This window comes from Streptomyces sp. NA02950 (assembly GCF_013364155.1).
Lineage (GTDB): Bacteria > Actinomycetota > Actinomycetes > Streptomycetales > Streptomycetaceae > Streptomyces.
This window is the reverse complement of record NZ_CP054916.1, coordinates 304504-320953: the sequence shown is the minus strand read 5'-3', so window position 1 is coordinate 320953 and position 16450 is coordinate 304504. Positions and strand designations below refer to the sequence as shown.

Annotated in this window: 1 protein-coding gene (cut by a window edge); it reads left to right on the top strand. The window is 72.2% G+C overall.

Going from position 1 to position 16450, the window contains the following annotated elements; translation table 11 throughout:
• A protein-coding gene (locus HUT19_RS01200; protein WP_254885360.1) for a non-ribosomal peptide synthase/polyketide synthase crosses the window boundary here: on the top strand, positions 1–16450 show its 3' portion. The gene continues 7001 nt to the left of window position 1, outside the view; 16450 of the gene's 23451 nt are visible here — the last part of the coding sequence; its start codon lies beyond the left edge, outside the window; its stop codon occupies positions 16448–16450.

Here is a 16450-nt window from a genome sequence, read left to right as displayed (position 1 = left end):
TCGCACCGGTGATCTGGCCCGGTGGACTGCCGAGGGGCAGTTGGTGTTCGCGGGCCGCGCCGACGATCAGGTGAAGATCCGTGGGTTCCGGATCGAGCCCGGTGAGGTCGAAGCGGTGCTGGCGGCCCACGCGGGCGTGGCCCAGGTGGCGGTGGTGGTGCGGGAGGACAAGCCGGGGGTGAAGCGGCTGGTGGCCTACGTCGTACCGACCGTTGGCGGGGGCACGGAGAGGCTGCGGGAGTACGTCGCCGACCGCCTCCCGGAGTACATGGTGCCCGCCGCCGTGGTGACGCTCGAAGCGCTGCCGGTCTCCGTCAACGGCAAGCTGGACCGCGCCGCCCTGCCCGTCCCCGCCATCACCGTCGGCCGGGGCCGCGGGCCCGCGACCCCGCTGGAGGAGGTGGTCTGCGGGCTGTTCGCCGAGGTGCTGGGCCTGGAGCGGGTCGGCGCCGAGGAGTCCTTCTTCGACCTGGGCGGTGACTCGCTGCTGGCGATGCGGCTGATCGCCTCCATCCGGACGGCGCTGAACGCCGAGATCAGCATCCGCGAGCTGTTCGGCGCACCCACCGCCGAGTCCCTGGCCCGCCTGGCCGAGGGCGGCCGGGCCGACACCAGGGCCGGAATCACCGTACGAGAACGGCCCGATGTGGTCCCGCTGTCGTTCGGCCAGCAGCGGATGTGGTTCCTCAACCAGCTCGAGGAAGCGGGGGTGGGCGCCGCTTACAACATGGCGTTCGCGCTGCGCCTCTCCGGTGACCTGGACCTGACCGCGCTTGAGGCCGCGCTGGGTGATGTGGCCGATCGGCACGAGAGTCTTCGTACGGTGTTTCCGGCGGTCGGTGGTGTGCCGCGGCAGCGGATTCTGGTGGGTGCGGCGGGTCGGCCGGAGTTGCGCGTGTGCGACGTCGGCGAGGCGGAGCTGGCGGGGGTGCTGGTCGGGGAGGCGGCGCGGGGCTTTGATCTGGCTGGTGAGCTGCCGTGGCGGGTGTCGTTGGTGGCGCTGTCGGAGTGTGAGTTTGTGCTGCTGGTGGTGGCGCATCACATCGCGGTGGACGGCTGGTCGATGGGGGTCCTGGCGAGTGATCTGCGGGTGGCGTATGCGGCTCGGCTGGGTGGTGGTGTGCCGCAGTGGGCGCCGCTGGGGGTGCAGTACGCCGACTACGCGCTGTGGCAGCGTGAGGTGCTGGGCGATCCGGACGACCCGGACAGCCTGATCAGTGCCCAACTGGACTACTGGCGGCAGACGTTGACCGGCCTTTCGGAGGAGCTGGCGCTTCCGGCGGATCGGAGGCGGCCGGCGGTGGCGTCGTACCAGGGCGGCTCGGTTCCGCTGGAAGTGGACCCGGAGACACACGCCGCATTGCTGGAGGTGGCGCGTCAGGGGTCGGCGACCCTGTTCATGGTGGTGCAGGCGGCGCTGGCGATGCTGCTGGCACGGCTCGGCGCGGGCACCGACATCCCCGTCGGCACGGCGACAGCGGGCCGTGGTGAGGCGGCCCTGGAGGACCTGGCCGGTTTCTTCGTGAACACGCTGGTGCTGCGCACCGATGTCAGCGGCGATCCGGCCTTCGCGGAGCTGTTGGGGCGGGTCCGGGAGGCGGATCTGACGGCCTACGCCCATCAGGACGTGCCGTTCGAGCGGTTGGTGGACGAGCTCAATCCGGAGCGGTCGCTCGCCCGGCATCCGCTGTTCCAGATCATGCTGGTGCTGCAGAACGTGCCGCCCGCGCAATGGGACCTCCCCGGTCTCACCGTGCACCCCGAGAGCGCCGACACCCTCCCCGACGAGGCGATCCCCGCCCGGTTCGACCTGTCGATCAGCCTCGCCGAGCATCGCGATGAGCGTGGTGCGCCGAACGGGATCACCGGCGACCTCCAGTACGCCAAGGACCTGTTCGACGGCACCACGGCCCACGACCTCGCCCGTCGGCTCCAGGCTGTCCTGGCGCAGCTGGCCGCCGATCCCGGAATGCGGCTCAGCGAGCTGGACGTGCTCGACCCGACCGAACGGCAGGCGGTGCTCCATACCTGGAACGACACCGCCCGGGAGACCTCCGCCCGGACCTTGCCCGAGCTGTTCCGGGCCCAGGTGGCCCGCACCCCGGATGCCGTGGCGGTGACGGACGGGGAGGTCACGCTGACGTATGCGGAGCTGGAGGCGCGTGCGAACCAGGTCGCCCACGCGCTGCTCGGCCGCGGCATCGGCCCGGAGGACCGGGTCGCCGTCCTCATCGAGCGATCGGCAGACCAGATCGTCGCCCTGCTCGGCGTCGTCACGGCGGGTGCGGCCTACCTGCCCGTCGACCCCGCCTATCCGGCCGACCGCATCGCCTACATGCTCGCCGACGCCGACCCGGCGACGGTCCTGTGCACCACATCGACCAGCGGGCTGCTCCCGGCCGGAGCCGCACGGGTGCGGTGGGACGCCCCGGCGACCGCCGCCGAGATCGCGACCGCCCCCACCACCGCACCGGCCACCACCGCACCGGCCGCCACCGACCGTGTCTCTCCGTTGTGCCCGGCCCAACCGGCCTACGTCATCTACACCTCCGGGTCGTCCGGCACACCCAAGGGAGTGGTCGTCACCCATGCCGGTCTCGCGGGCCTGTCGGGCGCGCAGATCGACCGCTTCCGGGTCGGACCGGACTCCCGGGTGCTCCAGTTCGCCGCGCTCGGCTTCGACGCGGCGGTGTCCGAGGTGTGCATGGCGCTGCTCGCGGGTGCCACGCTGGTGGTGGCCCCGGCGGACCGGATGCCACCGTTCGGGCGGCTGGAGGACCTGCTCGACGACTTCACGGTGACCCATGTGACGGTGCCGCCGTCGCTGCTGGCGGGCGTCGACCGGCTGCCCGGCACGCTGGAGACGCTGGTCGTGGCGGGCGAGACCTGCCCGCCTGCGCTGTCCGCGCGGTGGGCGCGGGACCGGCGGATGGTCAACGCCTACGGCCCCACCGAGACCACCGTATGCGCCACGATGACCGAGGCGCTGGCCCCGGGCGACGGGGCTGTGCCGATCGGCCGCCCGGTGTGGAACACGCGGACGTACGTCCTGGACGCGTTCCTGCGCCCGGTGCCCCCGGGGGTGGTCGGTGACCTGTACGTCGCCGGGGCGGGCCTGGCGCGCGGCTATGTCCGGCGCCCCGGCCCGACCTCCGAGCGCTTCGTCGCCTGCCCGTTCGGAGGCTCCGGCGCCCGCATGTACCGCACGGGTGACCTGGCCCGGTGGACCGTGGACGGTCAGTTGGTGTTCGCGGGCCGTGCGGACGACCAGGTGAAGATCCGTGGCTTCCGGATCGAACCCGGTGAGGTCGAGGCGGTGCTGGCGGCACACGCGAGCGTCGGCCAGGTCGCCGTGGTGGTCCGCGAGGACCAGCCCGGTGTGCCGCGTCTGGTCGCCTATGTCGTCCCGGCCCGTGACGACGTCGACGGGGAGGGGCTGCGCACCTTCGCCGCGGACAAACTGCCGGACCATATGGTCCCGTCCGCCGTGGTCGTCCTCGACTCCCTGCCGGTGACCGCGAACGGCAAGCTGGACCGGGCCGCGCTGCCCGCCCCCGGCCTCGGTGGCGAAGGCAGGGCAGCGGCCACCCCCGTCGAGGAGATCCTGAGCGGGCTCTTCGCACAGGCCCTCGGCCTGGAGCGAGTCGGCGTCGACGCGTCCTTCTTCGACCTGGGCGGTGACTCGCTGCTGGCGATGCGGCTGATCGCCGCCATCCGCTCCACCCTGGACACCGAGGTCGGCATCCGGGAACTCTTCGCCGAGCCGACCGTGGCCGGTCTGGCCCGCATGGTGGAGAACGCCGACGGCCCCGCGGTGCGCGCAGGGATCGTCGCCCGGCCGCGCCCCGAAGTGCTGCCGCTGTCGTTCGGTCAGCAGCGCATGTGGATCCTCAACAGGCTGGAGGAGTCCGGGGCGGCCGCTGCCTACAACATGCCGCTCGCGCTCCGGCTCACCGGTGAGCCGGACCCCGTCGCGCTGGAGGCGGCCCTCGGCGACGTCGCCGACCGGCACGAGACCCTGCGTACGGTGTTCCCGGAGACCGATGGCGTGCCCCGGCAGCGGATCGCCCACGGACCGGCCGGGCGCCCGGCCCTGAGCGTGCACCACGTCACCCGGGCCGAGCTGCCCGAGGTCATGGCGCAACTGGCGAACCGGTTGTTCGACCTGACCCGGGACCTGCCCTGGCGCGCCGAACTGCTGACCCTGCCGGCCGCGGCACGGCCGGAGTTCGTGCTGCTGCTGGTCTCCCATCACATCGCCGTCGACGGCTGGTCGATGGGCGTCCTCGCCCGCGACCTGCGCACGGCCTACGCGGCCCGCTGCGCGGGCCGGGCGCCCGGCTTCGCACCGCTGCCGGTCCAGTACGCCGACTACGCCCTGTGGCAACGCGAGGTCCTCGGCGACCTCGACGACCCGGACAGCCTGCTGAGCGCCCAACTCGGCTACTGGCGCCGGGCGCTGGCGGGCCTGCCCGAGGAGCTGCGCCTGCCCGTGGACCGCAACCGGCCGGCGGTCGGTTCCTTCCGGGGCGGCTGGGTCCCCATGGGCATCCGGCCCGACACCCACGGCGCGCTCGCCTCCGTGGCCCGGCAGGCCTCGGCCACCACCTTCATGGTGATCCAGGCCGCGCTGGCGATGCTGCTGACCCGGCTCGGCGCCGGCACCGACATCCCCGTCGGCACCCCGGTCGCGGGCCGAGGTGACGCGGCCCTGGAGGACCTGGCCGGTTTCTTCGTGAACACGCTGGTGCTGCGCACCGACGCGAGTGGCGACCCGACGTTCGAGGAGCTGTTGGTCCGGGTCCGGGAGACCGATCTGGCGGCGTTCGCCCATCAGGACATGCCGTTCGAGCGGCTGGTGGACGACCTCAGCCCCGAACGCTCCCTGGCCCGGCACCCGCTCTTCCAGATCATGCTCACCCTCGACAACACACCGGGCGCGGACGCCTCCTGGGAACTGGGAGACCTCGACGTCCGGCCGATCCCCGCCGACGAGGCGTTCTCCGCCCGCTTCGACCTGTCGATCGGACTGGCCGAACTCCGCGACCAGCGGGGAGCGCCCGCCGGAATCGAGGGCGGCATCCAGTACTCGGCCGATCTGTTCGACGAGGACACCGCCCGTGCCCTGGCCCGACGGCTGGTCCAGGCGCTGGAACAGATCGCCGGCAACCCGCGGCTGCGGACCAGCGAGCTGGACGTTCTGGACGAGGCCGAGCGCCGACGCGTCGTGGCGGAGTGGAACGACACACGGCACGTCCACCCGGCCACCACTCTCCCCGCCCTGTTCGCCGCCCGGACCGCCCGCGCCCCGGACGCCCTCGCCGTCACCGACGAGGACTCCTCGCTGACATACGCGCAACTGGACGAGCGCTCCAACCGGGTGGCGCACTGGCTGATCGGCCGCGGTGTCCGTCCCGAGAGCCGGGTCGCCGTCCTCATGGAGCGGTCGGTCGACCTCGTGGTCGTGCTGTGGGGCATCGTGAAGACCGGTGCCGCGTACGTCCCCGTCGACCCGGACTACCCGGCCCACCGGATCGCCTACATGCTGGCCGATGCCTCTCCCACGGTCGTGTTGTGCACCGACGCGACCGCCGACGACCAGGCCGGACCCGCCGGCTGGACGGTCTGGGACGGGGCGCGGACCGCCGCGGAGGTCGACGCGTGCTCCGGCGCCCCCGTGGCGGTCACGATCCCGCCCGACGCGGCCGCGTACACGATCTACACCTCGGGATCGACGGGCCGCCCCAAGGGTGTGGTGGTCAGCCACCGCTCGATCACGAACTATCTGCGGTGGCGGCAGCACACCTACCGCCTCACCGCCGAGGACCGGGTGCTCCAGAAGACGCCGACCGGTTTCGACGTGTCGGTGTGGGAGCTTTTCTGGCCGTTCACCGCGGGCGCCGCCCTGGTCATGGCCAGGCCCGGAGGCCACCGTGACCCCGCTTACCTGATGGAGGTGGTGGCCCGGCAGGCCGTGACGGTCATGCACTTCGTCCCGTCGATGCTCGGCGTCTTCCTCCAGGTAATCGGCCCCGGCGATCGCGCCGCCCCGCGGATGGTCTTCTGCAGTGGCGAGGCTCTGACGACGGACCTCGTGGAGGAGTTCCGCGCCCGGATCGGGGTGCGGCTGCACAACCTCTACGGCCCCACGGAGGCCGCCGTGGAGGTCACGCAGTGGGAGGGCACTCACGGCACGCCGTACGCGTCCGTGCCCATCGGGCGTCCGGTGTGGAACACGCAGACGTACGTCCTGGACGAGTTCCTGCGTCCGGTGCCGCCCGGTGTCACGGGTGAGTTGTACCTGGCGGGCGTGCAGTTGGCGCGGGGCTACGCGGGCCGCACCGGTCTGACGGCGGAACGGTTCGTCGCCTGCCCCTTCCCCGGCTCGGACCGCATGTACCGCACCGGTGACCTGGTGCGCTGGACCCCGGACGGCGAACTGCTGTATTCCGGCCGGGCCGACGACCAGGTGAAGATCCGGGGTTTCCGGATCGAGCTGGGTGAGATCGAGACGGTGCTGGCCGGGCACGAGAGCGTCGCCCAGGTCGCGGTGGTGGTACGGGAGGACCAGCCGGGGGCCAGGCGGATAGTCGGGTACGCCGTCCCCGTTCGGGGAGGCCTGGACACGGACGCACTGCGGGAGTCCGCGGCCCGGGTCCTCCCCGAGTACATGGTGCCCGCCGCGATCGTGGCGCTGGACCGCCTGCCGGTGACGGAGAACGGCAAGCTGGACCGGTCGGCGCTGCCCGCACCGGAGTTCGGGGCATCGACCGGGCGCGGTCCGGCGACCGCGCTGGAAGAGATCCTGTGCGGTCTGTTCCGTGAGGTGCTGGGTCTGGACCGGGTGGGTGCCGAGGACTCGTTCTTCGAGCTGGGCGGCGACTCGATCATGTCGATGCTGATCGTCTCCCGGGCCCGCCGCGCAGGAGTCCTGCTCACCGCCCGGCAGGTCTTCGAGTACAAGACCCCGGCCGGCCTCGCGCGGGTCGCCGGGAAGGCCGCCACGGGCCCCGCCGCAGAGACCCGGACGGCGGCCGTGGGGCAGGTGCCCCTGACCCCGGTCATGCGGGAGCTGGTCGAGCGGGCCGGCCCGGCCGCGCTGACCGGGACGTTCTCCCAGTCGATGCTGCTCGAAGTCCCGGCCGGTCTGGAACTGCCGCGGCTGGAGGCGGCCTTGCGCACGGTGCTCGACCACCATGATGTGCTGCGTGCCCGTCTGGTGCTGGTCGACGGTGAGGCGGACGCCCTGGAGGTGGCGGAGAAGGGCTCCGCTGTCCCGTCCGTGCGGCGGGTGGATGTCACCACCGCCACCGCCACCGCCACCGTCGGCGATCCGACAGAACTGGTGCGTGACGCCGAGCGCGGAGCCGTGGAACGGCTCGACCCGGTCGCCGGCCGGATGATCGAGGCCGTCTGGCTCGACGCGGGGGCCGAGCGGCCGGGTCGGCTGCTGCTGGTGGCCCACCACCTGGTGGTGGATGGTGTGTCGTGGCGGGTGCTGGTGCCGGATCTGGCGGTGGCGTATGCGTCGGGTGGCGGGGTGGTGCTGGATGCGGTGGGTGTGTCGTTCCGGGGGTGGGCGCAGGCGCTGGTCGCGGAGGCGGTGCGTCCGGAGCGGGTGGCGGAGCTGCCGGGGTGGTTGAGTGTGCTTGAGGGTGCGGATCCGGTGTTGGGGCGGCGGGGCTTGGATCCGGTGGTGGATACGGTGGCGGGTGGCACCCGTGGGGTTGAGGTGCAGGTGCCGGTGGCGGTGACGGCGGAGCTGCTGACCCGGGTTCCGGCCGTCTTCCATGCGGGTGTTGATGATGTGCTGCTGGCGGGTTTGGTGGCGGCGCTGGATGAGCGGGGTGTTCTTTCCGGCGGGGTGCTGGTGGATGTGGAGGGCCACGGGCGGGAGCCTTTGGCCGATGACATGGACCTCAGTCGCACGGTGGGCTGGTTCACCAGCTCGTATCCGATGCGGCTGGATGCCTCGGGGGTGGATCACGGGCGGATCCGGGCCGGTGGCGTGGAGGCCGGTCGGTTGCTGAAGCGGGTCAAGGAGCAGGTGCGGGCGGTCCCGGGGGATGGGCTGGGGTATGGCATGCTGCGGTATCTCAACCCGGAGACGGCGGCCGAATTCGCCCAACTCCCCACCGCACAGGTCGGTTTCAACTACCTGGGCCGCTTCACCCCCGCCGACCACACGGCATCCGCCGCCAGTTGGCAGCCCGACGCCGACACGGTCCTCGGCGGCTCCTCCGACGCCCGAATGGCGCTGCCGCACGCGCTCGAAGCGGGCGGCCTGGTCCGCGACCTCCCCGAAGGGCCCGAGCTGACCGTCACCCTGGGCGGCCCGGCCGGCCTCTTCGACGAGGAGACGCTGCGGGAGCTGACCTCCGCATGGGTCGCCATGCTCACCGGTCTGGCCACGCACGCCGGTGAGCCGGACAGCGGTGGTCATACTCCCTCCGATTTCCCGCTGGTCACGCTCGCCCAGGCGGAGGTCGAGGAACTGGAGGCGGCGGTGCCGGGCCTGGTCGACGTATGGCCGTTGTCCCCGTTGCAGGAAGGGCTGTTGTTCCACGCGCGCTATGACGAAGACGCCCGCGATGTGTATGTGGGCCGGCGCCACCTGGATCTCGAGGGCGCGGTGGACGCGGGTGTGCTGCGGCGTTCGTGGCGGGCGTTGCTCGATCGGCACGCGAGTCTGCGGACGGCGTTCTGCCAGCCGCCCGGGATGGAGAGCCCGGTGCAGGTGGTGGTGCGGGATGTGGATGTGCCGTGGCGGGAGGTGGACTTGTCGGGTCTGCCCGCGGCGGAGGCCGAGGCCGAGGCGGCCCGGCTCGCCGAGGAGGACCTTGCGCCGTTCGACCTCACCGTGCCGCCGGCCCTGCGACTGCTGCTGCTGAAGCTGGGCGCGGACCGCCACCGCCTCGTGGTGACCATGCACCACATCCTCACGGACGGCTGGTCGCTGCCCATCCTGTACGGCGAACTGTCGCAGATCTACGCCGCGGGCGGCGACGCGAGCGGTCTGCCGCCGGTGCCCCCCTACCGGGACTACCTGGCCTGGCTGAACCGCCAGGACGGCGAGGCCGCCGCGGAGGCATGGCGGTCGGTGCTCGCGGGCACTTTGGAGCCGACCCTCGTCGCCCCGGCCGACGGGACCGCCGAGCCGGTCCAGCCGCGCCACGTGATCGTACGGCTCGACGCACCGCTCACCCTCGCGCTGCGGGAGACGGCGCGGGAGCACGGTCTGACGCTGAACACCGTCGTGCAGGGCGCCTGGGCGGTCCTGGTCGGCATGCTCACAGGCCGGAGCGACGTGGTCTTCGGCACCACCGTCGCCGGCCGTCCGGCCGATCTGCCGGGCGTCGAGCGGATGCTGGGCCTGTTCATCAACACCCTCCCGGTACGGGTCCGTCTGCGGCCCGGACAGCGCTTCACCGACCTGCTCACGGACCTCCAGGCCCAGCAGGCGGAACTCATCGCCCACCAGCATCTGGGACTGACCGAGATCCAGCGCCTGGCAGGACCGGGGGCGACCTTCGACACCCTCGTGGTCTACGAGAACTATCCGCACGACCCCGACGCCACCCGGCAGCCCGGCGGACTGCCCATCACCGGAGGCGGCGGCGAGGAGGCGACGCACTATCCGCTCACCCTGCTCGCCTCTCCCGCCGACGAACTCGAACTACGGCTCGACTACCGGCCCGACCTGTTCGACGAGGCCACCGCCCGCACCCTGGTGGAGCGGATCCAACGCGTCCTGGCCCACATAGCCGACGACCCGCGGAGCAGGGTCAGCCGGCTGGACGTCCTCGACCCCACCGAGCACACCCGCTTGGTCGAGGAGTGGAACGACACCACGGCGCCCCTCCCGCACGCCACCCTCCCCGAGCTGTTCCGGGCCCAGGCGCAACGCACCCCGGACGCCCTCGCCGTCGTCCTCGGCGACACCGGGATGACGTATGCCGAGCTGGACGCGCGGGCCAACCGGCTGGCTCACCGGCTCCTGGCGCTGGGCATACGGCCGGAGCAGGCGGTCGCCGTGCTGCAACGCCGCTCCCTCGACCTGGTGGTGTCGATCCTGGCCGTGCTCAAGGCCGGCGGCACCTATGTGCCGCTCGACGCCGACGCCCCCCAGGACCGGCTGCGCTGGACCCTGCGGGACACGGCCGCGTCGGTGCTGCTGACCGACGGCGCACTGCGCGGTTCGGCTCCGGCGGACGAGGTCGCGGCGGTCGTCACGGTCGATGCCGACGCCTCCCTGGCCGACGAGCCGTCGAGCGACCCCCACGTCCCCGGCCATCCCGACCAGCTCGCCTACGTGATGTTCACGTCCGGCTCGACGGGCCTGCCCAAGGGCGTCGCGGTCACCCAGCGCGCCGTGGCGGCCCTGGCCCTCGACCCCCGCTGGGCGGGCACCGGCGGTCACGAGCGGGTGCTGCTGCACTCGCCGCACACCTTCGACGCCTCGACATACGAGCTGTGGGTGCCGCTGCTGTCCGGCGGCACCGTGGTGGTGGCTCCAGGCGATCTGGACGTACGCGCCCTGGAGCAAGCGATCGCCGGGCAGGGCGTCACGGCACTGTGGCTGACGGCGGGCCTCTTCCGGCTCTTCGCCGAGGAGTCCCCGGCGAGCTTCGCCGGAGTGCGCGAGGTGTGGACAGGGGGCGAGGCCGTACCCGCCACGGCCGTACGACGGGTGCTGGAAGCCTGCCCGCGGACCCGGGTCGTCGACGGCTACGGCCCCACCGAGACCACGACCTTCGCCACCGCCTTCCCGCTGCGCTCGGCGCCGGACGTGCCCGACTCCGTGCCGATCGGCCGCCCGATGGCCAACATGCGGGTGTACGTGCTCGACGAGGCGCTGCGCCCCGTGCCGGGGGGCGTCACCGGCGAGCTGTACATCGCGGGCGCCGGACTCGCCCGCGGGTACGCCGGCCGGTTCGGCCTGACGGCGGAGCGGTTCGTCGCGGACCCGTTCGGCGCCGCCGGCTCGCGGATGTACCGGAGCGGTGACGCGGTGCGGTGGACACCGGAGGGCACCCTGCTCTACGTCGGCCGGGCCGACGACCAGGTGAAGATCCGTGGCTTCCGGATCGAACCGGCCGAGATCGAGGCGGTGCTGGCCCGGCACGACGGCGTCGGCCACGTCGCGGTCGTCGTCCGCGAGGACCAGTCGGGCGTGAAGCGCCTGGTCGCCTATGTCGTCCCGGCAGGACTGGACGCGGGCGCCCACACTGAACCCGCCACCGCACCCGCCACCGAGCCCGCCACCGATCCCGAGCCCGAGGCCGACGCCGACGCGCTGCGCGCGTTCGCGGCCCGTGCCCTGCCGGACTACATGGTCCCGGCTGCCGTGGTGCTGCTGGACGCGCTGCCGGTGACGGTGAACGGCAAGCTGGACCGGGCCGCGCTGCCGGCCCCCGAGTTCGGCGGTTCGGCCGACCGAGGCCCCGCCACTCCGGCCGAAGAGGTGCTGTGCGGTCTGTTCGCGGAGGTCCTGGACCTGGAACGGGTCGGCGTCGAGGAGTCGTTCTTCGACCTCGGTGGTGACTCCCTGCTCGCGATGCGTCTGATCGTCCGGGTGCGGTCGATCCTCGACGCCGAGATCAACGTCCGGGAGCTGTTCGGCGCGCCGACCGTCGCCGCTCTGGCCCGGCTGATGGAGAGCCACCAGGACGATGTCCGCGTCGGCCTCGTCGCCAGGGAGCGGTCCGAGGCGCCTCCGCTGTCGTTCGGTCAGCAGCGGATGTGGTTCCTCAACCAGCTCGACGAGACCGACTCGGACGTGGCCGCCTACAACGTGCCCCTGGCGCTCCGGCTCTCCGGCGAGCTGGACATCGCGGCCCTGGAAGCCGCCCTCGGCGATGTGGCGCAACGGCACGAGATGCTCCGCACCGTCTACCCCTCCCTGGGCGGCAGCCCCCGGCAGCGGCTCCTCGACACTCCGCCGCCGCTCCGAGTCCGCGAGGTCGCCCACGCCGACCTGGAGGACGCCATGGCCGAGGCCGCGTCCCAGGGCTTCGACCTGGCGCGCGACCTCCCGTGGCGCACCGAGCTGCTGGTGCTCTCCGCGATCGGACAGGCTCCGGACCCCACGGGCGCCGGGACGGCCGAGGGGTCCGCCGGAAGCGAGTACGTACTGATGCTGGTCGCCCACCACATCGCCGTCGACGGCTGGTCGATGGGCATCCTCGCTGGCGACCTCCAGCACGCCTACGGCGCTCGCAGGACCGGCTCCGCGCCGGTCTGGGCTCCGCTGCCGGTGCAGTACGCCGACTACGCGATCTGGCAGCGGGAGGTGCTCGGTGATCTGGACGACCCGGACAGCCTGATAAGCGCTCAACTCGCCTACTGGAGGGCGGCATTGGGCGGTGTGCCCGAGGAGCTGACGCTTCCGGTGGACCGGACTCGGCCCGCGATCGCCTCCTTCGAGGGCGGCTCGGTGCCGCTGGAGGTGGATCCGGATACGCACACGGCGCTGCTGGACGTGGCCCGTCAGGGCTCGGCGACCCTGTTCATGGTGGTGCAGGCGGCACTGGCGATGCTCCTGACCCGGCTCGGCGCGGGCACCGACATCCCCGTCGGCACGGCGACAGCGGGCCGCGGTGACTCGGCCCTGGAGGACCTGGTCGGCTTCTTCGTGAACACGCTGGTGCTGCGCACCGATGTGAGTGGTGACCCGACGTTCGAGGAGCTGCTGGTCCGGGTCCGGGAGACCGACGTGGCGGCGTTCGCCCATCAGGACGTGCCGTTCGAGCGGCTGGTGGACGATCTCAGCCCCGAGCGCTCGCTGTCACGCCACCCGCTCTTCCAGATCATGCTCGTCCTCCAGAACATCCCCGCCGCGGAATGGGACCTGCCCGGCCTCACCATGCACCAGCAGGCCTCCGAAACCCTCCCGGACGCGGCCCTCCCCTCCCGCTTCGACCTGTCCATCAACCTCACCGAACTCCGCGACGACCAGGGCGAGCCGGGCGGTCTCGGTGGCGGTATCCAGTACGCGACCGACCTGTTCGAGGGCTCCACGGCTCGGGCGCTCGCGGACCGGCTGGTGCGGGTGCTGGAGCAGGTGGCGGCGGATCCGTCGATCAGGGTGAGTCGGCTGGAGGTGTTGGAGCCTGCCGAGGTGGGGCGGGTGGTGGAGGGGTGGAATGACACCGCTAGGCCGTTGTCGGTTCGTACGCTGCCGGAGTTGTTCGCGGTGCGGGTGGGGTGTGTGCCGGATGCGGTGGCGGTGGTCGGTTCGGATGTGACGTTGACGTATGCCGAGTTGGATGCTCGGGCGGAGCGGGTGGCGCGTTGGCTGGTGGATCGGGGGGTGGGTCCGGAGGGCCGGGTGGGTGTGGTGATGGATCGCTCGGCGGAGCTGGTGGTGGTTTTGTTGGGTGTGGTCAGGGCGGGGGCGGCTTATGTGCCGGTGGATCCGGACTATCCGGCTGAGCGGATTGGTTTCATCCTGTCCGATGCGGCGCCTTCGCTGGTGCTGACCACCGGGGCGTATGCGGGCCGGGTGGCCGGGGCCGTGCGGTGGGATGACCCGGTGGTGGTTGATGAAGTCGCGGGGGCGGATGGGCCGGTTGAGGTGGCTGTGTCGCCGGACAGTCTGGCGTATGTGATGTACACCTCGGGCTCGACGGGTGTGCCGAAGGGTGTGGCGGTCACTCACGGGAACATCGCTGCTTTTGTTGCGGACCGTGTTTGGCGTGACGATGTGGTGGAGCGGGTGCTGGTGCAGGCCAACCATGCGTTTGACGCCTCGACGTATGAGCTGTGGGTGACGCTGGCGCGGGGTGGGCGGCTGGTGGTGTTGCCGCAGGGTGAGAAGGATGCGGCGGTGCGTGGCCGTTTGATTGCTGAGCATGGTGTGACCAATGTTCATGCGACGGCGGGGTTGTTCCGGGTGTTGGCGGAGGAGTCGCCGGAGATCTTTGCTGGGGTGCGGGAGGTGTCCACGGGTGGGGATGTGGTGTCCGCGTCCGCGATCCGGGCGTTGCTTGCGGCGCATCCTCGGCTGACGGTTCGTACGACGTACGGGCCGACGGAGACGACGGCGTTTACGACGCAGTTGGCGTTCAGGGCTGGGGAGTTGGTGCCGGATGGTGTGCCGCTCGGGTATCCGATGGACAACAGTCGGGTGTATGTGCTGGATGAGTTTCTGCGTCCGGTGGCGCCGGGCGTCATAGGGGAGCTGTATATCGCCGGAGCAGGGCTGGCGCGTGGCTATGTCCGGCGCCCCGGCCTGACGTCCGAGCGATTCGTCGCGGCGCCGTTCGGCGGGTCGGGTGAGCGGATGTATCGCACCGGTGACCTGGTCCGGTGGAGCGCCGAGGGTCAGTTGGTGTTCGCGGGGCGTGCGGATGATCAGGTGAAGATCCGTGGTTTCCGGATCGAGCCGGGTGAGGTCGAGGCGGTGTTGGCGGCGCATGAGAGCGTCGGTCAGGTCGCTGTGGTGGTGCGGGAGGATCAGCCGGGTGCCAAGCGTCTGGTGGGGTATGTGGTCCCGGCCGGTGACGACCTCGACGCGGAGGTGCTGGGGAGGTATGTGGCGGGCAAGGTGCCCGATTACATGGTCCCCTCGGCCATCCTTCTCCTGGACGCTCTGCCGGTCACCGTCAACGGCAAGCTGGATCGCGCGGCCCTGCCCGCGCCCGAGTTCACCGGCGGCACCGGCCGGGGCCCGCAGACCCCGGGCGAGGAACTCCTGTGCGGGTTGTTCGCCGAGGTGCTGGGCCTGGACCGGGTGGGTGCCGAGGAGTCGTTCTTCGAGCTGGGCGGCGACTCGATCATGTCGATGCTGGTCGTCGCCCGCGCCCGTCGCGCGGGTGCGGTGATCACCGCCCGGCAGGTCTTCGAACACCGCACCCCCGCCGCACTGGCCCGGATCGCCGAGACCACCGGTGCCGAGGACGCCCCGGTGGAGCACGCGGTGCGGGACTCGGGCATCGGGCGAGCACCGCTGACCCCCGTCATGCTCGACCTGGTGGACCGGGCGGGGCCGGGCGCGCTGACGGGAGTGCTCTCCCAGTCGATGCTGGTGGGAACGCCCGCGGGGATGGACGGGGACCACCTGGTGGCGGCCGTCCAGACGTTGCTGGACCACCATGACGTCCTGCGCGCGCGGCTGGAACTCTCCGAGGACCCACCCTGCCTGGTGGTGCCGGAGCCGGGAACGTCGGCCGCGGAGCGGGTGGTCCGGGTCGACACGGCCGGACTGAGCGATGCGGAACTGGCCGAGCTGACACAGGCCGAGGGGCGCCGTGCCGTGGAACGGCTGGATCCGCGCGCCGGGGCGATGATCCAGCTTGTGTGGTTCGACGCCGGGGCCGGGCGCCCGGGCCGGCTGCTGTGGGTGGCTCACCACCTCGTGGTCGACGGCGTGTCGTGGCGCGTCCTCGTCCCGGACCTGGCCGCCGCGTACGCGGCAGTGCGCGCCGGGCGCGAGCCCGACCTCGCGCGGGGGACGTCGTACCGTCGCTGGGCCGAAGCCCTTCAGGCCCAGGCGCGCAGCACGGAGCGCACCGCCGAGGTACGGGGCTGGACCCGGCTGCTCGGCGGACCGAACCCGCCGCTCGGCAGGCGGGCGCTCGACCCGGCCGTCGACACGGTCGCCGGGGGCCTGCACCGGGCGGAGGTCGGCGTCCCGGTAGGGGTGACCACGGAACTGCTCAGCCGGGTGCCGACGGCCTTCGACGCCGGGGTGGAGGACGTGCTGCTGGCCGCATTGGCCGCCGCGGTCGGCGAATGGCGCCGCCGTCAGGGCCGCAACCTCGCGGGAGGCGTCCTGATCGAGGTGGAGGGCCATGGCCGTACCCCGCTCACCGACGACATGGACCTCACCGGCACGGTTGGCTGGTTCACCGGCTCCTACCCGGTGCGGCTCGACCCGGGCACCGGCGACTATGCGGGGATCCGCTCGGGTGGTCCGGCGGCCGGTGCTCTGGTCCGGAGGATCAGGGACCAGTTGCGCGCGGTGCCCGGCGACGGGCTCGGCTACGGGCTGCTGCGCCACCTCAACCCCGAGACGGCGGGGGCCCTGGCCGCGCTGCCGACCCCGCAGATCGGCTTCAACTACCTGGGCCGCTTCACCTCCGGCCCGCGGGCCGGAGCTACCCGGGCCGAGGAAGCCTGGCAGCCCGTGGGCGACACGGTGCTGGGCGGTACGGCCGACGCCGACATGCCCGCATCCCATCTGCTGGAAGCCGGTGGCCTGGTCAGGGACCTGCCCGAGGGGCCAGAACTGACCGTGACCCTGGTCGGCCCGGTCGGCCCCGTCGACGAGAAGGCGGTCCGCGACCTGGCCGACGGCTGGGTCGCCATGCTCACCGGTCTTGCCACGCACGCCACGGACGCCGACGCAGACGCAGACAAGCAGTCACCGTCCGACGTCCCGCTCGTCACGCTGACCCCGGGTCAGTTCGAGGCGCTTCAGATCCAGCTTTCCGGCGAAAAGGAGTGA